The sequence below is a fragment of the Shewanella vaxholmensis genome, from assembly GCF_031932135.1.
GTDB lineage: Bacteria > Pseudomonadota > Gammaproteobacteria > Enterobacterales > Shewanellaceae > Shewanella > Shewanella hafniensis.
In genome coordinates, this window is the sequence record NZ_JAUOEV010000003.1 from 113,162 (window position 1) to 136,906 (window position 23,745).

Consider the following 23,745-nt stretch of genomic DNA (forward strand, 5'->3'; position numbering starts at 1 on the left):
TACCTACCTATTTGCATCTATCGACTTGTATACATTGATATGACGTTGACTATTACTACCAGCATGCAATAGAGCTTGCCTGTCCAGTAAGAAAACATTGGCTTTCTCTGTACATGCTTGAGTTAATGAAAACTGTAACTGCAAATAATCTCTGTCAACAAATTGCTCATCTGCAACCAAAGCCTCAAGTAATAATTGACGCTGGCCAACAAACTCTTGCAATTTTAATACCAAAAAATCAATATTTTCATTATCTATTGATAATGTAGTCACTTGTCTAATGATTTCATTCATTTGCTCATTAAGAGAATCTAATGTGCTAACAACATTCTGTGTATTAATTTGGCTATGATGCATAAATAAAATCTCTTACTCTGCCACTTTAGATAACAAACTCATAAAATCCAAAAACTGGCAAACATCGTGTAAATCTATCTTACGGTAGGGACAATTTGGCTGATATAATATTATCGTTTGCTCACAAGCCCAGGAAGAGAGTCGAGTCGCTGAGTTAGCATACTACCTTGAGCGTTCATCTGGCCAACAATCAAATCCATAGCATTGTACTGCTTTAATAACCTAGCTTCATAGGCCTTCATTTTTAAGGCAAGACTCTCACGGCTATCGGTAATACGAGAAAGTTGAGTATCTAAACTTTCATCTCGACTATCTAAAATCCCCCCTGTTTTTACATAGGAGTCAGTAACATCTTTCATTCGTGTACCAAACCCAGTTTTTTCCGCTGAAAAAAAGTCGGATACGGCATTAATATCTTTACTTAGCACTTCATCAAGCTTTTTATCATCAATCTCAAGGCTCCCCGTCTGAGTGGTTTTAATGCCCAGATTCGCTAACATCATAGAGCCACTATCACCACTCGTTGATGACAACACACCCCTCATCTGGTTTTGGACACCACGAATAACAGAATCACCTTGCAATACACCTGCTTTCTTAGTTTTGGGATCATAGCCTGACATGCCAGACATCGTTTTCATTAACTCATTGTATGAATTAACAAAATCTTTTATAGCTGTTTTAGAAGATTCACGATTAGGTTCAATTTTGAGTGTCGTTGTTTTATCTTTGTTAGCATCCGTCAATGTTAAGTTGATACCTGTAATCGCATTTTTTACTTCGTTTGAATCAGAAGTCACTTTTAAACCATCAACATACAAAATTGCATCTTTTGCAGGTTGTAATTCTGTCATCGCAAAAACATCTGAAAGTGCTGTTCCAGCGTCATCCGTGGCCGATGCTTGCACTACATTAGCCGCACCAGTCTTGTTAGATGTAAGAACCAACTGAGCACCATTATCGCCCTTAATAATGGTTGCAGTTACTCCAACATTATCTTTAGAAGCATTGATGTTTTTCATAATGTCTTGCAGAGAGTCTTCTGCACCAACAGCGACATTAAAGCTCTCACTTCCCACTGTCAGACTTAATGAGCCACTTCCTATTGGAGCCGTAACATCTGTAACTGCTGTAGAACCTAATTTATGGCTTTCAGCCAACTGTTCAACAATAACTTTATAGTTACCAGCTACTGCAGTCGGGTCAACTGTTGCGGTCATAAAATCTTTATTGGAAAGCGCACTCTTAAAACCTGTAAAAGTTTTAGCATCAGATAGAGGTTTTATTTTCTCCAAGAAATCAGACATTGCACTTTTCAATGCCCCCAGAGCAGAGATCTGAGTATTTATCTTACCTTCTTGAGCATTGAATTTGGCTTCTTTAGGCGCTTTTTCTGTATTAACTAGAGCGGTTACAATGCCGCCGATGTCCATGCCAGTACCTACACCCAATGATGTTAATCCCATATCCACCTCTGATCTGCGTCTAAAAATTTACAAAACGCATAGTCAATAATTTAGCAAAATTCACGCCAACACTTCAGTTAATGTGAATAGCTTACCACTTTAGATTGAACCTCTCATCAATGCATATTAAAAACTACAACTTAAACTTCTGTTTTTATTAATGCACCAGTCACTTCAGACAGTTTTTCAGCCAAGGCAAGCGCCTCTTCACTAGGAATTTGTCGCAGCACTTCGCCAGAGTCTATATCCATAACACTGACAACAGGCCTATCAGAACTCGCATCAACTTTAAATGCTAATCCCTTACGCATCATAGTTACCATATCCGTCAGGTCACTCGCAACCTTATCTAACTGCCCAACATTCGTTTTAGTATCTTTTGTAGACTTGCCATCTTCTACCATGTTCACGCTGTTTGATTCGCCAAACAAAGGCTTTATTGAACCACTTGACTCTTGCTGAAGAGATTGTGGAGGAGCTAGTTTAAGCTCTGTCTTCAGCCCCACTACATTAGATGTACTAACTGAATTAATATCCATCATGCCACCCTCTTAGTCACACTTACCTATGTACTCTGGTACTGCTAGAAAGTACTAACCTCACAGATGAAGCACAAAACTACACGCTTCAGCTTTATCTTCAAACAGCTACTAATCTGCTTACTACTGTATATTGATGATGCTGCTAAATGTTATTGACTCATAATCACTTTATTAACAACACTAAACTGACCATTTTAATGCACAAAGGGAAGGGTCTAAACGAACCTCCCCTCTCAGTGCCAAACACTTAGCTGTCTATCATCTCAGTATGAGATAACCGCCAATCATAATTACAGCAATGACAGGGCAACTTGTGGTAATTGGTTGGCTTGTGCCAACATAGCAGAAGATGTCTGAGACAGAATTTGTTTCTTAGTCATTTCTGCAGTTTCTTTTGCAAAGTCAACATCTTGAATACGGCTACGGGCATCTGCTACGTTAGTTTGCACGTTCCCTAAGTTATTGATTGTGAAGTTCATACGGTTTTGTACCGCACCCAAATCTGCACGTTGGGAATCAATACCAGCAATAGCTGAATCTATGACAGCCAAGGCATCCTGTGCTCCTTTAGCCGTACCAATATCAATTTTAGACACTTCAGACAATTTAGAGTTACCAGCAGTGGCAGTCACACCGCCACCGAGCAGTTCGTTAGCTGTTGTGCCTTTAATGGCAAATTTTTCAGGTGAAGATAATTTAAGTTCAGACGTTTTACTGGCGTTTGCTGCACCAGCAGCTTGACCACCTAATTTCGCCGTTGTACCGCCACCATAACCAGCAACTTCTACACCAGCAACACCCTTAGCTGTAATACTAATGACACCCGTTTCTTTATCGTGGCTAACATCGTATCCAGCTTTACCTAAGTCAGTCGCGAGTTGCGCTGAATCGCCTTTATATGTTGCTAAATCGTAGCTATCTTTTGTACCATCTTTGGCAACAACAGAGAAAGTCCCCGTATCCGCAGCACTTAAGCCTGACAGGGTTGTCGTAACTGAGGCCTCAGCCGTAACGCCTGCACCTGCTTTATTAATGTTATCAGCAACTGTAGCAGCATTGTCACCGCCGGTAATTGCCACAATTTTACCATTAACAGCAAAAGCTGCATCAGCGGTTGTACCTTGTGTTAAAACAGTCGCCGCTTCTACACCAAATTTAGTGCCTGCACCTGAAACGCTGTGATTACCAATCTTATTCGCCGCAGTACTAGAAAGCGAAACTGAAATCGTTTCATTTGCGTTTGAACCGACCTGAAACTTTTGACTACCGTAACTACCATCAAGTAATTTCTGACCACCAAAAGAAGTCGTGTCTGCAATACGGGTTAATTCTGTTTGTAATGAAGAAATCTCTTTCTGCATAGACTCGCGGTCTGCAGTTGAGTTAGAACCGTTAGCAGATTGTAGTGACAGGTCACGCATACGCTGCAGAATGTTAGTCGATTCTTGCATTGAACCTTCGGCAGTTTGCGCAATTGAAATACCGTCGTTCGCGTTACGCATTGCTACGTCTAAACCATTAATCTGACTCGTCATACGGTTAGATATTTGTAGGCCCGCCGCATCATCTTTAGCGCCATTGATACGCAAACCTGAAGATAAGCGTTCCATGGACGTTTTCAAACCATTGTTCGCACTGGTAAGGTTCTTTTGTGAATTCATTGAAGTCACGTTGGTGTTTACTGAAATAGCCATAAAATATATCCTCTTTACCTGACGTTACGTTAGTGCCTGTCTTGCTGTAATGACGTTAAGCCAGGCCAATCTCATGGGTTACATTCAGTTTAACGGCAGTACTTTGGCTTACTTTAATTTTTTTATTTAAATAATTGAAAAAATATATCCATTAGAAATCATCACAATGAATTAACTGATTTTAACCAACTGATTACTGAGAAATAAAAGTGAGATAGGAAAGAAATAAGCTGAGAACTGTGGAAATTATTATGGATGGTCTGACTCTATTGCTTGTTCACAAAAATCAAATTAATAGCATGCAACGCGGAAAAACTATGCCCAAGTACATCGTCTAAACAAAAGTTTAGATAAGGCCTTGGGCATTAAGCTCGTTTTCTATTGCTTGACTTAATGATTAGCCCAGTAATGATAACGCCACCTGAGGCAACTGATTAGCCTGTGCTAACATAGCAGAAGAGGTCTGAGACAAAATTTGCTGCTTAGTCATCTGTGCAGTTTCTTTAGCAAAGTCAACATCCTGAATGCGACTCCTTGCGTCAGCCACGTTAGTCTGCACGTTGCCTAAGTTATTAATAGTGAAGCTCATTCGATTTTGAACCGCACCTAAATCTGCACGCTGTGCATCGATTCCAGCCAAAGCGTTATCAATCACAGCTATCGCATCTTGGGCGCCATTTGCAGTACTAATATCAGCCTTGCTCACTGCGTTTAAAGATGAATTACCAGCAGTGGCAGTCACACCGCCACCGAGCAACTCGTTAGCTGTTGTACCTTTAATGGCAAATTTATCAGGTGAAGATAATTTAAGTTCAGCCGTTTTACTGGCGTTTGCTGCACCAGCAGCTTGACCACCTAATTTAGCTGTTGTACCGCCACCATAACCAGCAACTTCTACACCTGCAACACCCTTAGCCGTGATACTAATGACACCTGTTTCTTTATCGTGGCTAACATCGTATCCCGCTTTACCTAAGTCAGTCGCAAGTTGCGCTGAATCACCTTTATATGTCGCTAAATCGTAACTATCTTTTGTACCATCTTTGGCAACAACAGAGAAAGTCCCGGTATCCGCGGCGCTTAAACCAGACAGCGTTGTCTTAACTGAGGCTTCAGCCGTAACACCAGCACCTGCTTTATTAATGTTCTCCGCAACTTTGGCAGCATTGTCACCAGCCGTAATGGCTACAACTTTTCCATTAACAGCAAAGGCTGCATCTGCGGTTGTACCTTGTGTTAAAACAGTCGCCGCTTCTACACCAAATTTAGTGCCTGCACCTGAAACGCTATTATTACCAATTTTATTCGCTGCTGTGCTAGACAACGATACTGAAATCGTTTCATTAGCATTGGAGCCCACTTGGAATTTTTGCGTACCGTACGTACCATCAAGTAATTTCTGACCACCAAAAGAAGTGGTATCTGAAATACGAGTTAATTCTGTTTGCAATGCAGAAAGTTCTTTTTGCATTGATTCTCGATCACTGGTTGAATTCGAGCCATTAGCCGATTGCAGTGACAAATCTCGCATACGTTGCAAAATGTTAGTCGATTCTTGCATTGCACCTTCGGCAGTTTGAGCAATAGAAATACCATCGTTAGCGTTGCGCATTGCAACATCGAGCCCATTAATCTGACTCGTCATACGGTTTGAAATCTGTAGACCTGCGGCATCATCCTTAGCGCTGTTAATCCGTAATCCTGACGACAAGCGTTCCATGGACGTTTGCAGATTACCATTGGCTCCACCAAGGTTTTTTTGCGCCTTCATTGATGTGACGTTCGTGTTTACTGAAATAGCCATGTTACATTCCTCTTCTAAGTTGGGTGCCAAGACGTGGAAGCCTGGCTAAATCTTGTTGCCATCAATTGCTGCAACTTTACTTAACGTGCTTAACTCTATTTGCTTAATTTAATTACTTAACCTTCAGACCTTGATGCCTTCATCATTGAAAACCGTCTTGTTTTAGCGCTTTCGGTTCAGAAGGCATTCGATCTAGATGTAATCAAACAGCGATACGGAACCCACTTTACTAAACACACTGGATACGGCATTGAGTGCGAGTTGTTGCTTCTCAAATTCAGTTATCGCAGTGGCATAATCAAGATCTTCCAATTTGGATAATGCCGAGGTGTTAATCAATTTTTCATCAGTGTGCTTATCAGTATATTTTTCCAGTATCTTTAAACTGTTACCTGCTAAGCCCTGCTGCTGACTCATTTGTTTGACACCACTCCCAACATTATTCAATAACTGTGCCAACTCAGACTGCCCAGAAGGCGTCTGCACTTGGTCAGTATTTTCAAAAAGAGCAATTGCCTTATTTAACGTATTGAAAATACTAACCTCTGGTTCTTGATGAAGGGTAAAGCTGTCACCTATCTTCGGCTCGCCAGCAATTTTTAGTTCAACACCGTCAAAAGTGACTGGCACCGCGGGATCGAACGCCGCTGCGGGGGAGATGATATTGGCGGGAATAGCGTTGTCGGTAACTTGAACATTGATGCCACCAGCACCATCATCTAGAAATGAAACTGTGTAATCAGAGAGAGAAGGTGTCGCGTTAGCTAGCTTAGCGCTAGATACACTAAAATCACCTTGTTGGGACGGCAAATAATTGACGCTATAATCACCCATTGCATTAGGTGACTTCATAAAAGCGGTATCTCCAGCCACATTAGTATTAAGCTGAATACCTGATGCAATCATGCTATTACGAACGCCTGAGTCGCCTGAGTAAATAATCTGACCATTATTATCGAATGCGAACGGTTGGGTGTCAGTTTTATTACCTGCAAAGAGATAATTTCCCGATTCATCTTTGGTATTCGCAATTGTCAGCAATTGATCCAAACTTTTGCGCAGGTCATCGGCAATTGTTTGCCGCTCTGCCGCTGTCATACTGCCATTAGAACCCCGTAACATCATGTCCTTCATACTCGACACTAGTTTATCTGCTTGGCCAAGTTGACTTTCGGTCTGTTGTAAGTGATTCGTTGCATAATCAATGTTCTTAATAAACTGATCGACGAGTGCATTTTTCTGATTCAGATTATCAATACCCTGTGACGCCACAGGATCATCACCAGCAGTATTGACTTTCTTACCACTGCTCAATTGGTCAAGAATTTTGCTGGTCGCCGTTTGCTTTTGCAGCACACTGGTAATGCTTTGATTAAAAATCTGCGCGGATGATAATCGCATAGTTAAATCTCCTAACGCACTGAGGATAATAAGGTGTCAAAAATCTGCTGTGCAGTCGTCATGATCCGCGCAGAGGCTTGATAGGCTTGCTGAAAACGCATTAAATTTGCTGCTTCTTCATCTAAGTTCACGCCCGACTCACTCTCTACTCGCGCATAAGCTTGTTGATACACGGCCTCTGCCGAACCAACACGCACTTCAGCCGCTTTCGTTTTACTGCCTACCTCGAGCTTAGTGTTCTCGAACACATCAGCTAGGGTCGACTTTCCCCCATTCATCACCTTACTTTCGCTCAACTTAGCCATAGCGACAGCATTAGAGTTATCCCCCGCTGCGAAGGATAAATCGAAGGTAAATCTGTCATTGCCTGCAGCCGCTTTGCTGTCAACTTCAAAGGTAAAACCAAAAGCGCTAATACTCGGAGGCGTATAAGGGGCTGCAGCCCCAAGGGATGTTCCCGCGGCGTCGAATGCTTCATAGGTTGGAGGCACAACTGTGGTATCGAGCTTTATCGTCAACTCACTGCCCGTTACAGGGAAATTTGCGGCATTACGATTGCTAATTTGAGTCAACTTCACTTGGGTATTGCCCGAGTTAGCGGCATCTGCAGTAATCTTTGGTGATGCGGCGGCAATGCCTTTAGGGTCTTTCATGACCACTTCAATGCCATTTGAAGCACCTGCTGTCGGGCGAATGGCAAAACGATCGCCAGACGCCATAGCGCCCGCTTTTATATCAATTGAAAATCCAGATCCACCCGATAAAGTCGAGCCAGTTAACGTCAGTGGCGTAATTGCCCCCGTTTTCGAATCTCTCAGCTCATAAGTTGCAGGCGCGGTAAATGACAGTTCGTAGGCACCACCAGTTAATAAACTGGTGTCATCTATGGTGACGCCTAACGTTGCATTACCTGTATTACCAGAAAAACCTGCTGCACGGCCCAAAGACATCATAGGATCGTTGATATCTTTGAAGATATCGGCACCAACTTGCCCATTGAGGTCAATACCTTGTGCTTGCATTTTATTGAAGTTATCAGCCACGCCCAAGGCTAATTGGTCGAGCTCATGACCCGCGGGAATTAACGTTTGATCACGATAATCAAAAATGGCCCCTAACTGACCGCCAAGTTTACTCGGATCAACAGTGACACTTTGCGAACCAATACTTGAAGTCAATTGGAGCTCATTCGGAAATGGATCACCCGCTTGGACTCCCATCGTCATAGCAATTTCGCCAGAAACCAACATCACTGAGCCACCGAGCATTACGCTCTTAGCACCATTTTCTAATGGAATAACATTCACTTGAGCGTACTGGCTTAACTCTTGAACAAGTGCATCTTGCTTATCAAGCAACTGCGCATCCTGATTCGGCGACTTCATTAACTCTAGGTTTAAATTTGCCAGTTCTGTACTGATCTCATTGATACGCTTAGTCATACCAGTGATCTGGTCATTGGTCTGATTAAGCTGGCCATTCAAATACGACTGCATCTGATTAAGACTGCTGGCAACTTGCTGTGCGTTTGTTAGGGTCGAACTCCGAATACCCAAATCTGCAGGCAAATCAGCCACACTATTCAGCCCTGAAAACAGGTCATTTAAGCTTTGTGGCACAACTTTGCCTATTTGTGAAAATAGCTGATCGAGTTCACTCAATTTACCGTAGCTGGCTTCGGCGGCACTGAGCGTTGTTTGGCCAATGCGCAACTCTCTTGCGGCATAGTCATTGTAGATACGCTTAACGTCATTAACGTAAGTTCCTGTGCCATAAAAGCTATTGCCTAAACGCTGTGATTCTAGAGTCGACTGAGTTGCCACTTGTCTGTGGTAACCCGCGGTATTGGCGTTAGCAATGTTATTACTGGTGACTCCCAGTTGCGACTGGGAGGCAAGCACCCCAGTTCGCGCAATATTCAGCAGATCAACAGCCATTAGTTGACACTCCTATGAACAAACAGGGTTGTAAGGTTCATCATTTGTCTTCTCCTGGCAGAATTGATTTCAGCTCTTCGCTGATGGACTGCATCACTTTAATGACTTTTTCAGCATATCGAGGATCTGTGGCATAACCCGCATCCTGCAAAGCTCGAATAAACTGAGTTGGGGACGCTGCCACTTTCTTCGCATCTTGATAACGTTCGCCTTCGGCAATGAAGGACACAAAATCGTTGAAGCTATGTTCAAAGTCACTGTAAACACGGAAGTCGGCTTTTTGCTGCACTGCCACACCGTGTTCGAATTCTAAGGTGCTGACGTTCGCCTTATCGCCCTGCCAACGGCGATCAGCTTTAATATTGAATAGGTTATGACTTGGCGCGCCGTTATTGCCACGAACAATTTTTTGTCCCCAGCCAGTTTCAAGCGCCGATTGCGCCAACAATACTTCTGGCTGGGTACCTAATGCTTTTGCCGCTTTTTCAGCGTGTGGGTATAAGGTCGCCAAAAACTCTTCGCGACTACCGAAGCGGACTATTTTCTGGGTTTCCCTAAAGGCCGCCGTCGGCAAAACTTGGCCGCTAATCACAGGTTCAACGACAGAAAGTGACTGTTCGCTCCAGCTTGGCTTAGGTGTATCAATTGCCAGTAAACGATGAGGCGTATCAATGTCCATTGATGAGTTTGCATTCATGGCTCTATCGGGCTCAAATGCTGGTCGAGCAATGGCAGCGGGGACACCATGATTAACAACTGTGGGTTCAACCACTGGAGCGGCTGCACTCTGCATTGGCACGTTAAGGGCTTTAGCATCATGGAGCATTTTCATACCGCCATCGTCGCGTAATACCGATGCTGGCGTGAAATGACTGGTTTCAGGGGAGAGTTGCTGCACCATCATATCGGCAAGGCCCAATACCCCTTTGTCAGATAAATCGACCGATAACTGCTGATCGCGCATCTGTTCGTAAAACTGAGTGTATTGGCTATTGAGAGGACTATCAGACTTAAAAACCGCATTGGCATCGCGCATACTTTTCATCAGCATTTGCACGAAAATACCTTCAAATTGTTGGGCGACCTTTTTCAAGGCGCCCTTCTCATCCTTCTGTGCCTGGGCGCGGAGTGAATCTAAGCCGCCCAGGTCAAGAAAATGTGATGAACTTGAAAGCTTTTCCATGATTTTCCCGACAGAAATTAGATGATGATAAGTTCACCATGCAAAGCTCCTGCCACTTTTAACGCTTCCAGTATTGCTAACACATCTGAAGGGGCTGCACCGACCAAGTTAACCGCTCTAACCAGCTCATCCAGCGTAGTGCCTGGATTAAACATAAACATACGGCGATCACTTTCTGTCGCTGTAATCGTACTATTGCTGGTGACGGTTGTTTGACCATTAGCCAAGGCATTTGGCTGTGAAACCTGCGTAGCCTCAGCAATCGTGACTGTCATGCCGCCATGGGTAATCGCCGCTGGGAGTAAACGCACGTTTTGCCCAACCACTATGGTTCCGGTACGTGAGTTAACAATCACTTTGGCAGATTCTTCTGCTGGGATAACATCGAGGTTTTCAAGCGTTGCTAAAAAAGACACCCGTTGTGATACATCACGCGGAGCATTAACCTGCACAGATGTTGCGTCTAAAGGACGCGCCATATCAGGGCCTAATAGCTCATTAATCGCATCGGCCATCCGTTGTGCGGTAGAGAAATCAGAACGACGTAGGTTAAACGTCAAATAATCGCCAGTTGAAAATGGGGTCGCCACACTGCGCTCAACAATCGCGCCATTGGGTATACGGCCAACTGTTGGGGTATTTTGAATGACCTTTGAACCATCTAAACCATCTGCACTAAAACCACTCACCACTAAGCTGCCTTGGGCTATGGCATACACATTACCGTCAACACCTTTCAAAAAGGTTTGTAGCAAGGTGCCACCGCGTAAACTTTTGGCTTCGCCTAAGCTAGATACGGTGACGTCAAGATCTTGACCCGGTTTGATAAAGGCTGGCATATCGGCGTGTACGGCAACCACAGCAACGTTTTTAATCTTTGGTTTGACGTTGTCAGGAAGATTAATGCCGAAATTTTTGAGCATAGTCATAAAGGTTTGCTCGGTATAACTGGTTTTTTCACCCGTTCCCGGCAAACCAACCACTAAGCCATAACCGATCAACTGGTTACTGCGTACGCCCTGCACATTGGCAATATCTTTAATTCGTTCAGCCTGACTAGGTAAAGAAAACACTAGTGCAGCAATGGCTAATACCAGTTTATATTTCATGATACGACTCCTTAGAAGGGCCACCAGTCGCTCATAAAGAACTGGCTTAACCAGCCCACTTTTTGAGCATCTGCGAAAGTACCAGTGCCACTGTATTGAATACGGGCATTGGCCATCCGCGTTGAATCGATAGTGTTATCGGGTTTAATATCCTGCGAGCGAACCAAACCTGTGACGCGAATAAACTCATCACCGTTATTGATTGAGATCCATTTTTCGCCGCGGATCACTAAGCTGCCGTTATTCAACACTTGCATCACGTTTGCCGAGATGCTGCCATCTAAACTGTTGCTCTGATCCGCATCCGATTCACGCTTAGTGTTCATGCTATCTTTATAACGTAAATCAATTGGCACTCCGCCAATGGACACATTACTACCACCAGCAAAAATGGGATCTAAGCTCATGTCGGAGCCTTTTTTAATCTGATTGCCTGCACTCTTCTTAGCTTGAGTCGACTCTTTCAAAACGATAGTGATAATGTCACCCACTTTGTGAGCACGAATATCCGAATACAAGCTAGATGCTTGACTGTCTTGATAAATAGAACCAGTCGCAGCAATTTTTGTTGGCGGAGCCTCTGGGTATACCGGCGCGTAAAAGGGATCATCCGCAAGGGGTTTCTTTTGCGTCGAGCTACAGGCTGCAAGCAATAACGCGACGGCCACCACAAGATATCTAGCCATGATGTTTGCCTCTATAAATTCTGAGTCACATAAGACAGCATTTGATCTACCGCTGAAATCACTTTTGAGTTCATCTCGTAAATGCGCTGACTTTCGATAAGGTTCACCAGTTCTTCGGTCACGTTAACGTTAGAGGTTTCTAAGGCGCCTTGACGAATCGCTCCCATGCCATCTAACGAAGCGGTACCTTGAATTGGCGTGCCGCTCGCACCAGTTTCCGTGTATAAGTTTTGCCCCATGGGATCTAGACCCGATGGATTAATAAAATCCGTCATAGTCAACTGACCCACAACTTGGTTCTCAGCAGTACCAGGGGTTTTCACTGAAACTTCCCCCTCCGCGGAAACGGTAATACTGGTCGCATTGTCAGGAATAGTGATCGCGGGTTGCAGCAAGTAGCCAGAACCGGGTGTCACAATCTGGCCCGTATCGTCTAAGGTAAACTGACCGTTTCGGGTATAGGCTGCAGTACCATCGGGTAGCTGGATTTCAAAAAAGCCGGGGCCTTCAATCATCAGATCCAATGAGTTATCCGTAGTCAGCATGTTGCCTTGGGTAAACATTTTCTGCGTGGCGACGACTTTGGTACCCGCACCTATGTTTAACCCATTAGGTAACTTAGTGTTAGAAGCGCTGACACCGCCCGCTTGGTTAACTGTTTGGTAAAGCAAATCTTCAAATACTGCGCGACTTTTCTTGTAGCCCACAGTGCTGGCGTTCGCCACGTTGTTTGAGATCACCGCAATGTCAGTTTGCTGTGCGTCTAAGCCAGTTTTACTAATCCATAACGCCGGATGCATAATCTATCTCCTAACTAATACGCATTAATGAGGATGAAGCGCGATCATTTTCTTCCGCGGTTTTCATCATCTTGACTTGCAATTCAAACTGACGCTGAAGGTCAATCAAAGACACCATTTCATCGACAGGATTTACGTTACTGCCTTCCACTGCGCCACTTTCAACTGCGACGAAAGGATCAGCTGGTGCTGGTTCTCCTGACATTTGTCGAAATAATCCATCTTCACCACGCATCATCTGCGCATTACCGGGATTAACGAGTTTCAAGCGACCAACTTCTTCCACCACTTCAGCGGTAGCGCCCTGAGGTCGAACAGAAATAATGCCATCCTGAGAAATTGAAACCTTCTCAATAGGGAGCGGCAACACTATGGGGCCCGCATCTCCCATAACAGGATTTCCCCTGTCATTGTGTAGTAAACCCGTAGAGTCGAAACTTAAACTGCCTGAGCGGGTATAAGCTTCACTGCCATCTTTCGCCTGAACGGCAAACCAGCCATCGCCTTTAATGGCAACATCGAGATCTCGTCCAGTGGTTTTTATGGGGCCTGAGCGAAAATTAGCTGACGGAGATTCTGTCATCGCAAATACCCTGGAAGGCAACCCTTCACCGAAGGCTTGCATTGAGCGAGCTTGTGCCATATCGGATTTAAAACCGTCGGTATTCGCATTGGCTAAGTTGTTCGCACGGAGCGCCAGCTCATTCATATTTTGCTTGGCGCCACTCATGGCGACATAAAGGAATTTGTCCACAGACTGCTCCGTCAAATTTTCTACATGACAATAGCAAAGCAAGCATCGTGCCAATAAAGTTGACGTTTAATTTACTGATAGAATTGAAGAATAAGGAAATGAAGTGAATTGATAGCAGGATAAAGGCTAAGTGTTGCCACTGGCGGCAACACTTAGTCAAACAATGTAATGATTAGCGGATTTGTAATACGGTTTGTTGCAGTGTGTTGTTCACTTCAAGGGTACGAGAGTTCGCTTGGAAGTTACGCTGCGCCGAAATCAAATCGACCAGTTCAGTGGTCAAATCGATATTCGATTGCTCTAACGCCGATGAACTGAGACTACCAAAAGTTCCACTATTGGGCTCACCCGCTAACGCAGGACCTGAAGCTAAACTGGCTTTCCACGACGTATTCCCCACTTGCGTTAAACCTTGTTCGTTAGCAAAACGAACTAAAGCAACCCGTGCTAAAGCAACGTTCGAACCGTTAGAATAGCTTGCTGTAATTAGGCCATCAGCACCAATTTCAACGTTAGTTAAACGACCAACCGTCGTACCATCTTGTTTCAATTCAGTCGCCGCAAAAGGATCTGCATATTGCGTTGGCGCATTGAACTTCACTGTTAATGCTTGAGTGCCATCCGCTCCAGCACCTAATACACCAGCTGGTTTATTACCAAGTGGCGCCGTAGTAATAACTGCAGGATTACTGTCAATATAGGCTCCAACTGAGTTAAACTTCAGCACCGCCCCCGTCCAGCCACCAGCAGTTTGCGCTGAAACACCACCACCGCCCGCAACAGGTGGCACATCTGGACTACCGTCACCATCAGTATCCACATCGTATTTACCTGCAGGGCCATTTAAATTTACAGGTTTATTATCAATAGCATAATAAGCCACCCAATTACTCTCACCATTATATGCACCGTCTTTAGGCTTCACAAAGTACGTGGTCATGATGTGGCCCTCACCGAGTGAGTCATAAATAGTCATTGAAGTGACATTGTTATAAGTTTTTGGATCGGCGGGATCAAATAAAGCAGGATCCAGAGCTTCAGCTTTAGCATTTAAGTTCATTTGTAAAGTAACATTCTCAGTCTTTACTGGACTACCTGCAGTATCGGGAATTTGTACAGGCTTAGCCGTGGTTAAACTCACAGATGTTGAGTTGCCGTCTTTATCCACAGGGAAAGTCTGTAAATAATTACCAGCCGAATCCACCATGTAATTATTAGAATCTACTTTAAAAGCGCCTGCACGGGTGAATGCGTGATCTAATGTTCCTAATTCAGAGGACGTTACAAAGAAACCACCACCTTTGATTGCCAAGTCGAGGGAGTTATTCGTCAGTTGTAAGCTGCCTTGATGGAATTGCTGTGCCACTTGACTCGTTGCAACACCACCACCAACAGCAGTTTTAGCATTTGAAAAAATAGAATTAGCGTACACATCCGCAAATTCAGCACGGGACTCTTTAAAGCCAATGGTGTTCGCATTAGCAATGTTATTCGCCGTAGTGTTTAAATCTTTCTGCGCGGCAGCAATGCCACTCAATGCAATGTTAAACGACATAATTCACCTCTACACTTGACTCAATTCATTGATGAGCGACTTACGCCCAATTCGGATGCTGCAAAAATTCTTTTAGGCAAACTTAGGTTTCAGACACAGCTAACACATCGGTTAACTTGATGCCCATACCGCCTCTCAAGTTGAGAATGGCGCCAGTACTGGCCGTACCAAGAGAGACACTGGTCACATGGGCATAAGTTGAAACAGGCAGTTCTTGGGATTTTCCATCCACTAACCCACTCGCCTTAATCGTATAGTTGCCTGCGGTCACAGGTTTTCCATCTTTATCTAAACCATCCCAGTTCACATCGACATTGCCCCCCTTACTGCCATCAACTTTAAAGGTGGTCACAACTTGGCCTTTATCATCCTCAACACGTACAGTAATTTCAGGAATTTTAGCTGGCGTGCTAATCACACCTTTTATTGTTGGGCTTTCAGCTGAAATGTTACCTGTATCGGTTGGGATCAATACCTTGCGACCAACAAGTCCTGATGCCTGCAATGCTTGGCTCGACGTCATAACACCGTTTAAATTAACGATTTCATTATTCAACTTAGTAATACCATCAACCGTCGAGAATGATGCCATCTGCGCAATCATTTGGTCGTTGTCGACGGGCTTAAAAGGGTCCTGCATCGATAACTGTTGGCTTAATAACGAGAAAAAGTCATCTTGAGTTAATTGTTGGCTTTTCGCTTCCGGTACTATCGAATCTTTTGGCAGTCGTATGCCATCAAGAAACGGATTACCCGTTGAACTGGTTGATGAGTTGGTCGTCACAGCATTTGATTGACTCTTATTTTGAGCCGTCTGCGCCGATGCTTGGTTAATTTGATTAATGAGGCTCACAGCTTACCTCCTAAGTAACACATGTTATTTACCCATCCCAAGTGTTTGTTGCAGCATAGACTTAGCTGCTTCAGCGACTTGAACATTCATTTGATATGAGCGCGAAGCAGAAATCATATCTGCCATTTCTTCCATGACATTAACATTCGGTTTATAAATAAAGCCGTCCGCATCCGCCATCGGATGATCGGGCGAGTATTCTTTTAGTAGTGGTTTATCACTTTCAACAATGCCTTTTACCGCCACACCTTGAGAGGCTTGTTGCTGACTTTGCGCTTTGGCCATTTCAGCTTCGAAAATAGGATGACGGGAACGATAGGTCTTATCTACGCTACTCGAGACGGAATCAGCGTTAGCTATGTTACTCGCAGTGGTGTTCAACCTGACCGATTGAGCCGACATTCCCGAGCCAGCAACATCAAATATGCTAAATAAACTCATGATTAATCCCCTCTCAGCGCTTTCTTCATGCCACTAAACTTACTGTCTAAAAAACCTAATGACATTTGATATTCAAGGGCATTTTGCATGAATGCCGATTGTTCCTGTTGGATATCAACGGTATTGCCATCACCGGTATCGGGTTGATTTGGCACGCGGAACTTAACAAATTGCCCCGTCAACTCAGCAAGTCCAAAATGCTTGTCTGTCTCTTGCATTTCAAGACTATTACGCTGCTGTTGTTGGCCACGGGCGGCCTGCATTGCCGCAGAAAAATCAACATCGCGGGCTTTATAATGTGGCGTATCGGCATTAGCGATATTGCTCGAAATGACTTCAGCTCGCTGCGCTCTAATACCGAGAGTGTACTGATGCACACCCAGTGCATTATCAAAATTGATCGCCATAAAATTGCCTCCTCGTGTTACTCACGAAAACAAAGCAATTCATGTGCCAACATCAGGAGACAATGAAAATAACAATTAGGGTATGCTAGTGATGGGTAAAAAATTACCGACAAGTGTCGGTAATTTTCTTTAAAGCTGTAGACTTAAGTCTTTTTCTGGTAATAAATCCCTGGGTTACAACGGACCATATCAAACTCGTCCGTTAAACCAGCTATAGATTCGGAAGCACCAAGAAATAGAATACCTTTTGGATTAAGAGCGGCAGCGAATTGCCGCAAAATTTTTGCCTTTGCCTCAGGCGCAAAATAAATCAGCACATTGCGGCAAAAAATAATGTCGAACTTACCAAGTAAGCTATAACTTTCAAGCAGATTATGTGCTCTAAAGTTCACCAAACGCTTAACATTATCCTTTAACTTCATATTGCCTGAAGGCAAAGCATCAAAAAACTGACGCTTACGCTCTTCGGATAAACCGCGCGCTAATGCCAAACTATCGTACTCAGCATTTTTGCAACGTTCCAACATGGAAGGCGACAAATCCGTGGCTTGAATTGACGCACTACCCGCAAGCGCACCAGGCTTCTTCTGTTGATACTCAAGAATCGTCATCGCCAGTGAATAGGGTTCTTGCCCGGACGAACACGCGGCCGACCAAATCTTAAGTGGACGACCTAAACGACTATACTCAGGTAACAAAACGTTATGCAATAACTCAAATGGATAACGATCACGAAACCAGAGGGTTTCATTAGTCGTCATAGCATCGATCACTTCAGCCCGAAGCGCACGTTCCGTTGGCTTCATCGAATGCTTAACCACATCGGATAAGGATGGCAGGTTATATTTCCCCATCAGAGGAGCAAGACGACTGCGCACCAGATATTGCTTATTTTCACCCAGTACGATGCCGCTGTGTTGCTCTAAGAACAACCTAAATTGATTATATTCAGCTTCAGCGAGTGATTTATTTGGCACATTCACATCCTAAATCCTATAGCAAGCACCAAAATCAGTGCGAAACCATCATGTTATAAAGTCGAGATTATAGCGTAAAGCGTATCTAGGTACTAACTACTGCACTTACAAACTTAAGTGTTTATTCACGGCAGCAGCCAGTTCGTCGGGATTAAACTTAGCGATAAAGTCATTGGCCCCCACTTTTTGAACCATTGCCTGATTGAATACACCACTTAACGACGTATGCAGTACCACTTTAATATGCTTGAGCTTAGGATCGTCTCGGATCTCAGCGGTCAAGGTATAGCCATCCATTTCAGGCATCTCAATGTCTGAGATAATGAGAGGGATTTCATCGGCAACATTGTCCATTTCTTTGGCGATTTCTTTAAGCTTATCTAATGCTTCTCGACCATCTTTTGCGGTATCAATTTGTAAGTTCAATGACTCGAGTGAACGAATAATTTGCTTACGGGCCACGGCAGAATCATCGATAACCATAATATGGTAATGCTGGGTTCTGTCGAGGGTCAGCTTTTCATTGGCTTCTTCACTGATAGCGGTTTTTACCGGTGAAATCTCATCTAAGATTTTTTCTACATCGAGAATTTCAACCAATTCACCTTCTATCTCAGTTACAGCCGTCAGATAAGAATAACGACCGGCACCTTGCGGCGGAGGCATAATCGCTTCCCAATTCATGTTGATAATCCGCTCAACAGAACTGACCAAGAAACCTTGAACACTGCGGTTATATTCAGAAATAATGATGAAACAGTTTTCAGTACTCGCTAAAGGTCTACCACCTGTTGCCGCACTCAGATCAATAACTGAAATAGTCGTACCGCGAATATGCGCGACACCTTTAACATAAGGATTAAGTTTAGGCAAAGTGGTCAGTGGTGGGCACTGCAGTACTTCTTTCACCTTAAACACGTTAATCCCAAACCGTTGACGACCGTTTAACTTAAAAAGCAGCAATTCTAAACGGTTTTGACCAACGAGCTGGGTTCGTTTGTTGACTGAATCAAGAATACTCGACATAACTCTGCCTTGTTGTTCTGTTTATGTACGGCCCTATGACTCGTTTGAGTATAGGCATATTAATTGCTTACGTCTTATCTATCGATAAACATAGTCGAAACTGAGTCAATCTTCTGACAGTGATGCAAATTATTATTACAGTGGTCAGCTTCGAACTTGATAAAAGTATAGGTGCATTCTGGCGTTACAAGCTAGTCTCTTCATTATGAAAGTAAATTTAGTCTGTTTTTTTAGTGTTTTCACCCTCTTCATGCCCGCTTTTGCGAGTGCAGAGCCTATTGTTCCCACCGTATCGGCCATCTCAGAATTAGCTAAAGCGCTTATTTCAGAAAAAATATCTGTGCCAACTAATGCCAAAGTCGATATTTCGCCGCAATTAGTTGACGCAAGAATGCTGCCGTCACAATGCTCGTCGCCGATTAAGGTTGAATTGGCGAGTGACAGGGAAATTAGTCGTAATAACACCCTAAAAGTCAGCTGCGATACGCAAGAGCTCGCTTACCCTTGGCAAATTTATATCTCGGTGAGAGTGGATATTTTATTCCCCGTTGTGGTCACAACTGAAACCTTAGCGCCTGGCGAACTCATCTCCCCTAGCCAAGTTGCAATCCGTTACATTGAGCAAAATAGTTTGCGGGGCGCTGAATTTAATGACCCTAGTAAATTAGCTGGTGTGCGAGTCAAACGACGCGTCTCAAAGGATAATCCCATATTAAGCAACAACTTATGCTTTGTGTGTAAAAACGACTCGGTATCTATCTATGTTCGTTCTAGCTCATTCGAACTCAAAACAGTAGGCGAAGCCCTACAAGATGGCAATAAAGGCGATCGGATCAGAGTCAAAAATAGCAGTTCAAACAAAGAACTAGATGCTATAGTCACGGGCATTGGCGAAGTTGAAGTAAGAATGTAAAATAATCTAAAGCTTTTTTATAAGCTGCCGATACCCCAGTTAAGAAATCCCGTACACACGACGCTGGAGCCGAAAATGGCAATTGATATTAGCAAACTCAACACTGCAACGACCGCACAAGTTCGTTCAGGTGCAACTAAAACTAGCAGCGATCAATCTGCTCAAGTTGCCACAAAATCGACAACACCACAAAGAAGCGACTCAGTGGTGATTACAGCGCAAGCGCAACAACTGCAAGGAGCTCAGACTAAAATGGCGAGCCTTCCTGAAGTTGATCAAAAGAAAGTGGCCGAAATTAAACAAGCTATCGCCGAAGGCCGCTACAAAATTGACCCCGAAAAGTTGGCTGCCAATATTGCAAGTTTTGAAGCCGAACTTAATGACTTAAATAAAGAGTAACTATGACTGAAATAGCTAAACTGGTAGATCTACAACACGCCCATTTGGCTGTTCTTAAGCAAATCATACTCAAGGAAAAAGGCGCTTTGGTTGACCAAAACGCCGATTTACTGCTTTCTCTTGCTAACGAAAAATCACAATGTCTGAAGGAACTCAAGACTAATGACGATATTCTGGCAAACCACACTGATAAGTCTCAACTCACTCAGCAAACCGAACTCGTGCATAAAATGGCCGTTGTCAAAGACGCCTTAACTGAATGCAAAGCACTGAACGATCAAAATGCCAGTTTAATTGAGATGAATTTAGCCAGTCTCAATCGCTTCGCTCAAGCTTTACAAGCCAGCAGAAACGCCTCCAGCCTTACGTATAACGATAAAGGCAAGACCTCAACTATCTCAAGTTTAGGTAATGATTTAAAAGCCTAACAGGCGCATCAATTCATACTCTGTATTTCCAGCTTCTAAGCTCTGATTAAAAATTAAACTTTAGTACTTTGCAGAAATAGAAAAGCCGCATACTACTCGTATAGTCCGCGGCTCAATAGAGTCATGTAGAAATGACTAGAAATACGTGACTTCTTTCACTCGCTGTGGACGACTCTGTTGTTGATACAGCGCCCATACCTGTGAAAAATCCAGTTCTAACTCAGTGACATAATGATCGCCTGCCGGATAACTCTTAACGACCCGCGCCCCACGGATCACGCCAGAAACCGACGCTTTAACATTATCGTCAGTCAACATCCAATCACTGACACTGCTGTTTGCCGTTATTTTCTGCCCATAAACTTGTTCTGCTAATTCACGATAGGCCACAATTTTTGATGCTTGCATGGCCATCAACACTCTTTGTGATTGCTCTTTAGCCGGTTGAGTCGCTAAGGGCGCATATCCTATGGCCGTTAACTTAGGAAAACTCGGCGGAGGCACATCTTCCCATTGCACATATCTATCTTTAGCAGCGCAGCCAGTTAGCATTAGCGCCGCAATAACTAAAAGGTAGCGTTTCATTTTCCATCTCCTAAAACACGCACTTCATTCATGCCTGGACTCGCCTGACGATATAAGATGCCATTTTGTGACACAATTTGCTCCGAAGGCTGCATGTAGTTTGCCAACTCTTTTTGAGTCACAAAAGTTTGAGAGGCCGATACCACACGATTGTTACTTATGTTCACAATCCGAGTATTGATCGCCATACCATTGGTAACTGGGCTCATAGTCGAAACGACAAGATGCTCAACGGGAAGATTTTTCGACAATTGTTGCCAATCTCGCGTCAAAATAAAATCCCCATTAGCCGTCACTCTCAAGCCATCAGCTAAATTCAAATCCACTACATTAAACTGAAAGCTATGGAGCGACGTCATTAATCCTTGCTGTAACTGCTGCGCCAACGCATTTGTGCCATTCATGTCACCTACTAATACAGGGGTGGCGACGACAATTGGCTGATCAGAGCGCAGAGCATCATTTTGCTTAACGAGCTCTGTCACAATTCGCTGTGCTAAATGGTTGATCACTGCCGTTGGCGGCAACCCATTGCCATCCACTAAACTCGGCTTGGGCGGTGTAACCGATTTAGCCACGCATCCACCTAACATAATCAATGTTAAGGGAATAATCACACGCTTTAGCATTGGATTTACCTCATCTGTGGGTGTACTGGCAATTAAATCACTCACACTCTATGCGTTTCATTTTTGTGAGTAACAAAAGCCAGCAATCTTCGGACCAAAATTGCTCCAGCCCGACAATATTATGCTCATACGCTGTATATCGACTGCGCCAATGGAAACTTTATCGAAAACTCTCGTTACTCAGGCATGAAATTTGCTTTGTCGGTATATTAGATTAAGTGTCAGGAAACTGGCTCGATTAGCAAGCTCGCCAATAGCTTAGCGATAAGGATTGTATTGATGCATATACCAGGTTCAGCTTCGCTCATCATTTTGGGCCTTGCACTCTTGTCTTTGCCTACTCAGGCCGAATGGATAGAAGCCAGTGGTGAAGCGACTATTATCAATGGTAATACGGCTCAAGCAAGGGAAGAAGCGATTAATCAAGCCGTTAGCTACGCGACATTAAGCACAGGCATTCAAATATCCAGTGAACAACAAACCTCTAACGGAAACCTTACACAGAATAACTTCGCGATAAATCGCAACGCCCAAGCCATCAGCATCCAACTCGTTAGCGAACGAATCCAGGGAAACAAAATTTATGTGTCCCTACGACTCGATCTAAATGATGATCCTACGCAGCAGTGTCCAAATGGACAATTAAAGGCTGCGATTTTAATCCCTCAAGCACAAATCAAAGATCGTTCTCAGCTCAGATATGGGCAGCTTTCAGGTTTTGAAGAAGTTATTTCAGAAAAACTTGGTAGTGTTATAGAAGATTACTCCGCCACAGGCTTTAGCCACACTCACGCTAAAGAGCTGCTCGATATTAAGCAAGATCTAGTGGATATCCGCGGTTATCGACTCCCAAGCTGGCTCAGTGAAATTACCGACAGCCAATATATCCTCCAACCACAAATTATGGATATCTCAATGGAGCCAGTGCAGCCAACCTTCCTAGGATTCTGGGATGAAGCTCCACTCAGGCAATTCCAGTTCAAACTTAGCCTTTATCATGGGATCAGTGGCGAAGAAGTCTGGAGTAAAAGCTACAGCACATCGGCGCCATGGGAATTTGAAGAACAAGCCATTATTGCCCCAAATACAGACAGATTCTGGCGATCATCCTATGGCAAAAATATTACTAAATTAATGCAACAGGCTACCCACGATTTGGACAGCACACTCAATTGCAGACCCTTACTCGGCCAAGTCGTGAGCCGCCAAGCGGACAGGATCATTTTAAATCTCGGCCGTAAACATGGCATTCGTGTTGGGGATAAATTCCAAGTCGTATTACAGCAAAACCTACCGGATAGACTCAATGAAATGCGCGCCGTCGCAACCAAAAGTCGAGCCACGGTAAAAATCGAACAAGTGAGTGAAGAAAGCTCAACAGCAGTACTTTTAGACCAAAATGCGGCCTACAATGTGCAGATAAACGACATAGCGCTTAAGATTTAAGCAACTAAATCATAAGCCTTTTAATCAGAGATAAAACCAGTATAATCACTGTCGTCTCTCTATAGCTCAACAGGATAGAGCAGCCGCCTCCTAAGCGGCCGATCGGGGTTCGAGTCCCTGTGGAGAGACCAGATAATGCTTGTGTGATTTCAACTTCACTTGAAGATTTTTCTGATAAGAATAATTTTCAAAAACACATTTAAAACTTCCTCAGTCTATATCCCTTAAAAAACAGCTCTCTTAATCGTTACTATAAAATCCAATACTAGGATATAGCCACATTGCGCCATTTCCCTAAACTTGGCTAAGTCAGTATAATCCAACACACTGATGTTTGATGAGCCTTCAGGGCT

General features: G+C 43.8%; 24 protein-coding genes and 1 tRNA gene. 5 read left to right on the forward strand and 20 right to left on the reverse strand.

Features of this window, described 5'->3' with window-relative positions:
- Nucleotides 1-3: 3 nt before the first annotated feature.
- The 18 genes from Q4Q46_RS04105 to Q4Q46_RS04190 form a co-directional block, all read right to left on the reverse strand.
- On the reverse strand, nt 4-357 hold the full coding sequence (locus tag Q4Q46_RS04105) for a flagella biosynthesis chaperone for FliD, FliT (RefSeq protein WP_113939463.1): 354 nt from the start codon (nt 355-357) through the stop codon (nt 4-6).
- A 110-nt stretch (nt 358-467) separates the two neighbouring features.
- On the reverse strand, nt 468-1,823 hold the full coding sequence (fliD, locus tag Q4Q46_RS04110) for a flagellar filament capping protein FliD (RefSeq protein WP_311905303.1): 1,356 nt from the start codon (nt 1,821-1,823) through the stop codon (nt 468-470).
- Nucleotides 1,824-1,963: 140 nt separating this feature from the next.
- Entirely contained in the window at nt 1,964-2,365 is a 402-nt protein-coding gene (locus Q4Q46_RS04115) for a flagellar protein FlaG (protein WP_311905304.1), read from the reverse strand.
- A gap of 290 nt (nt 2,366-2,655) precedes the next feature.
- Entirely contained in the window at nt 2,656-4,059 is a 1,404-nt protein-coding gene (locus Q4Q46_RS04120) for a flagellin (protein ID WP_311905305.1), read from the reverse strand.
- Nucleotides 4,060-4,456: 397 nt separating this feature from the next.
- Nucleotides 4,457-5,863: a flagellin gene (locus tag Q4Q46_RS04125; protein WP_261271474.1), complete on the reverse strand. Its 1,407-nt coding sequence runs from the start codon at nt 5,861-5,863 to the stop codon at nt 4,457-4,459.
- A gap of 192 nt (nt 5,864-6,055) precedes the next feature.
- Nucleotides 6,056-7,264 (reverse strand): flagellar hook-associated protein FlgL, encoded by a 1,209-nt coding sequence (flgL, locus tag Q4Q46_RS04130; protein WP_261271475.1) that lies wholly within the window; start codon nt 7,262-7,264, stop codon nt 6,056-6,058.
- A gap of 11 nt (nt 7,265-7,275) precedes the next feature.
- Nucleotides 7,276-9,201, reverse strand: coding sequence for a flagellar hook-associated protein FlgK (flgK, locus tag Q4Q46_RS04135; protein ID WP_311905306.1), 1,926 nt, complete (start codon nt 9,199-9,201; stop codon nt 7,276-7,278).
- Between the two features lie 40 nt (nt 9,202-9,241).
- The gene (gene flgJ / locus Q4Q46_RS04140) at nt 9,242-10,384 is read right to left on the reverse strand and encodes a flagellar assembly peptidoglycan hydrolase FlgJ (RefSeq protein WP_311905307.1); all 1,143 of its coding nucleotides are present in this window, start codon (nt 10,382-10,384) and stop codon (nt 9,242-9,244) included.
- 17 nt (nt 10,385-10,401) lie between these two features.
- On the reverse strand, nt 10,402-11,493 hold the full coding sequence (locus Q4Q46_RS04145) for a flagellar basal body P-ring protein FlgI (protein WP_220590743.1): 1,092 nt from the start codon (nt 11,491-11,493) through the stop codon (nt 10,402-10,404).
- A gap of 11 nt (nt 11,494-11,504) precedes the next feature.
- On the reverse strand, nt 11,505-12,179 hold the full coding sequence (flgH, locus tag Q4Q46_RS04150) for a flagellar basal body L-ring protein FlgH (protein ID WP_311905308.1): 675 nt from the start codon (nt 12,177-12,179) through the stop codon (nt 11,505-11,507).
- Nucleotides 12,180-12,190: 11 nt separating this feature from the next.
- The gene (flgG, locus tag Q4Q46_RS04155; RefSeq protein WP_006085642.1) at nt 12,191-12,979 is read right to left on the reverse strand and encodes a flagellar basal-body rod protein FlgG; all 789 of its coding nucleotides are present in this window, start codon (nt 12,977-12,979) and stop codon (nt 12,191-12,193) included.
- Between the two features lie 10 nt (nt 12,980-12,989).
- Entirely contained in the window at nt 12,990-13,733 is a 744-nt protein-coding gene (gene flgF / locus Q4Q46_RS04160; protein ID WP_126491503.1) for a flagellar basal-body rod protein FlgF, read from the reverse strand.
- A gap of 172 nt (nt 13,734-13,905) precedes the next feature.
- The gene (gene flgE / locus Q4Q46_RS04165; RefSeq protein ID WP_259528077.1) at nt 13,906-15,288 is read right to left on the reverse strand and encodes a flagellar hook protein FlgE; all 1,383 of its coding nucleotides are present in this window, start codon (nt 15,286-15,288) and stop codon (nt 13,906-13,908) included.
- 82 nt (nt 15,289-15,370) lie between these two features.
- Nucleotides 15,371-16,141 (reverse strand): flagellar hook assembly protein FlgD, encoded by a 771-nt coding sequence (gene flgD / locus Q4Q46_RS04170; protein ID WP_259528076.1) that lies wholly within the window; start codon nt 16,139-16,141, stop codon nt 15,371-15,373.
- Between the two features lie 24 nt (nt 16,142-16,165).
- A complete protein-coding gene (flgC, locus tag Q4Q46_RS04175; protein WP_006085646.1) occupies nt 16,166-16,582 on the reverse strand; it encodes a flagellar basal body rod protein FlgC in 417 nt (138 codons plus the stop codon).
- A 2-nt stretch (nt 16,583-16,584) separates the two neighbouring features.
- A complete protein-coding gene (gene flgB, locus Q4Q46_RS04180) occupies nt 16,585-16,989 on the reverse strand; it encodes a flagellar basal body rod protein FlgB (RefSeq protein WP_011847319.1) in 405 nt (134 codons plus the stop codon).
- Nucleotides 16,990-17,132: 143 nt separating this feature from the next.
- On the reverse strand, nt 17,133-17,972 hold the full coding sequence (locus Q4Q46_RS04185; RefSeq protein WP_006082430.1) for a CheR family methyltransferase: 840 nt from the start codon (nt 17,970-17,972) through the stop codon (nt 17,133-17,135).
- Nucleotides 17,973-18,071: 99 nt separating this feature from the next.
- A complete protein-coding gene (locus Q4Q46_RS04190) occupies nt 18,072-18,992 on the reverse strand; it encodes a chemotaxis protein CheV (RefSeq protein WP_006082431.1) in 921 nt (306 codons plus the stop codon).
- Nucleotides 18,993-19,197: 205 nt separating this feature from the next.
- On the opposite strand from Q4Q46_RS04190, the gene flgA reads away from it, so the two are divergent.
- The 3 genes from flgA to Q4Q46_RS04205 all read left to right on the forward strand — a co-directional run bounded on the left by flgA (nt 19,198) and on the right by Q4Q46_RS04205 (nt 20,732).
- Nucleotides 19,198-19,905 (forward strand): flagellar basal body P-ring formation chaperone FlgA, encoded by a 708-nt coding sequence (gene flgA, locus Q4Q46_RS04195; protein ID WP_311905309.1) that lies wholly within the window; start codon nt 19,198-19,200, stop codon nt 19,903-19,905.
- A 75-nt stretch (nt 19,906-19,980) separates the two neighbouring features.
- A complete protein-coding gene (gene flgM / locus Q4Q46_RS04200; RefSeq protein ID WP_107948432.1) occupies nt 19,981-20,304 on the forward strand; it encodes a flagellar biosynthesis anti-sigma factor FlgM in 324 nt (107 codons plus the stop codon).
- 2 nt (nt 20,305-20,306) lie between these two features.
- Nucleotides 20,307-20,732 carry a flagella synthesis protein FlgN gene (locus tag Q4Q46_RS04205; RefSeq protein ID WP_106651094.1) on the forward strand — a complete coding sequence of 142 codons (426 nt, stop codon included), beginning with the start codon at nt 20,307-20,309 and terminating at the stop codon, nt 20,730-20,732.
- Between the two features lie 135 nt (nt 20,733-20,867).
- Here Q4Q46_RS04205 and Q4Q46_RS04210 read toward each other — a convergent pair whose 3' ends face one another.
- Complete coding sequence (locus Q4Q46_RS04210) at nt 20,868-21,317, reverse strand: LPP20 family lipoprotein (RefSeq protein WP_006085649.1); 450 nt, start codon at nt 21,315-21,317, stop codon at nt 20,868-20,870.
- Nucleotides 21,314-21,946 (reverse strand): FlgO family outer membrane protein, encoded by a 633-nt coding sequence (locus Q4Q46_RS04215; RefSeq protein ID WP_012587208.1) that lies wholly within the window; start codon nt 21,944-21,946, stop codon nt 21,314-21,316. Before Q4Q46_RS04215 ends, Q4Q46_RS04210 begins: the two co-directional genes overlap by 4 nt.
- 279 nt (nt 21,947-22,225) lie before the next feature.
- Between Q4Q46_RS04215 and Q4Q46_RS04220 the strand changes: the two genes are divergently transcribed.
- On the forward strand, nt 22,226-23,392 hold the full coding sequence (locus Q4Q46_RS04220; RefSeq protein ID WP_311905310.1) for a flagellar assembly protein FlgT: 1,167 nt from the start codon (nt 22,226-22,228) through the stop codon (nt 23,390-23,392).
- A gap of 55 nt (nt 23,393-23,447) precedes the next feature.
- A tRNA-Arg gene (locus tag Q4Q46_RS04225) sits at nt 23,448-23,523 on the forward strand.
- The last annotated feature ends 222 nt before the right edge of the window (nt 23,524-23,745 follow it).

What these genes read in the sequence shown, in the direction of transcription:
- Q4Q46_RS04105 (WP_113939463.1), bottom strand. Translation starts at nt 357, where the DNA reads ATGCATCATAGCCAAATTAATACACAGAATGTTGTTAGCACATTAGAT.
- fliD (WP_311905303.1), bottom strand. Translation starts at nt 1,823, where the DNA reads ATGGGATTAACATCATTGGGTGTAGGTACTGGCATGGACATCGGCGGC.
- Q4Q46_RS04115 (WP_311905304.1), bottom strand. Translation starts at nt 2,365, where the DNA reads ATGATGGATATTAATTCAGTTAGTACATCTAATGTAGTGGGGCTGAAG.
- Q4Q46_RS04120 (WP_311905305.1), bottom strand. Translation starts at nt 4,059, where the DNA reads ATGGCTATTTCAGTAAACACCAACGTGACTTCAATGAATTCACAAAAG.
- Q4Q46_RS04125 (WP_261271474.1), bottom strand. Translation starts at nt 5,863, where the DNA reads ATGGCTATTTCAGTAAACACGAACGTCACATCAATGAAGGCGCAAAAA.
- flgL (WP_261271475.1), bottom strand. Translation starts at nt 7,264, where the DNA reads ATGCGATTATCATCCGCGCAGATTTTTAATCAAAGCATTACCAGTGTG.
- flgK (WP_311905306.1), bottom strand. Translation starts at nt 9,201, where the DNA reads ATGGCTGTTGATCTGCTGAATATTGCGCGAACTGGGGTGCTTGCCTCC.
- flgJ (WP_311905307.1), bottom strand. Translation starts at nt 10,384, where the DNA reads ATGGAAAAGCTTTCAAGTTCATCACATTTTCTTGACCTGGGCGGCTTA.
- Q4Q46_RS04145 (WP_220590743.1), bottom strand. Translation starts at nt 11,493, where the DNA reads ATGAAATATAAACTGGTATTAGCCATTGCTGCACTAGTGTTTTCTTTA.
- flgH (WP_311905308.1), bottom strand. Translation starts at nt 12,179, where the DNA reads ATGGCTAGATATCTTGTGGTGGCCGTCGCGTTATTGCTTGCAGCCTGT.
- flgG (WP_006085642.1), bottom strand. Translation starts at nt 12,979, where the DNA reads ATGCATCCGGCGTTATGGATTAGTAAAACTGGCTTAGACGCACAGCAA.
- flgE (WP_259528077.1), bottom strand. Translation starts at nt 15,288, where the DNA reads ATGTCGTTTAACATTGCATTGAGTGGCATTGCTGCCGCGCAGAAAGAT.
- flgC (WP_006085646.1), bottom strand. Translation starts at nt 16,582, where the DNA reads ATGAGTTTATTTAGCATATTTGATGTTGCTGGCTCGGGAATGTCGGCT.
- flgB (WP_011847319.1), bottom strand. Translation starts at nt 16,989, where the DNA reads ATGGCGATCAATTTTGATAATGCACTGGGTGTGCATCAGTACACTCTC.
- Q4Q46_RS04190 (WP_006082431.1), bottom strand. Translation starts at nt 18,992, where the DNA reads ATGTCGAGTATTCTTGATTCAGTCAACAAACGAACCCAGCTCGTTGGT.
- flgA (WP_311905309.1), top strand. Translation starts at nt 19,198, where the DNA reads ATGAAAGTAAATTTAGTCTGTTTTTTTAGTGTTTTCACCCTCTTCATG.
- flgM (WP_107948432.1), top strand. Translation starts at nt 19,981, where the DNA reads ATGGCAATTGATATTAGCAAACTCAACACTGCAACGACCGCACAAGTT.
- Q4Q46_RS04205 (WP_106651094.1), top strand. Translation starts at nt 20,307, where the DNA reads ATGACTGAAATAGCTAAACTGGTAGATCTACAACACGCCCATTTGGCT.
- Q4Q46_RS04210 (WP_006085649.1), bottom strand. Translation starts at nt 21,317, where the DNA reads ATGAAACGCTACCTTTTAGTTATTGCGGCGCTAATGCTAACTGGCTGC.
- Q4Q46_RS04215 (WP_012587208.1), bottom strand. Translation starts at nt 21,946, where the DNA reads ATGCTAAAGCGTGTGATTATTCCCTTAACATTGATTATGTTAGGTGGA.
- Q4Q46_RS04220 (WP_311905310.1), top strand. Translation starts at nt 22,226, where the DNA reads ATGCATATACCAGGTTCAGCTTCGCTCATCATTTTGGGCCTTGCACTC.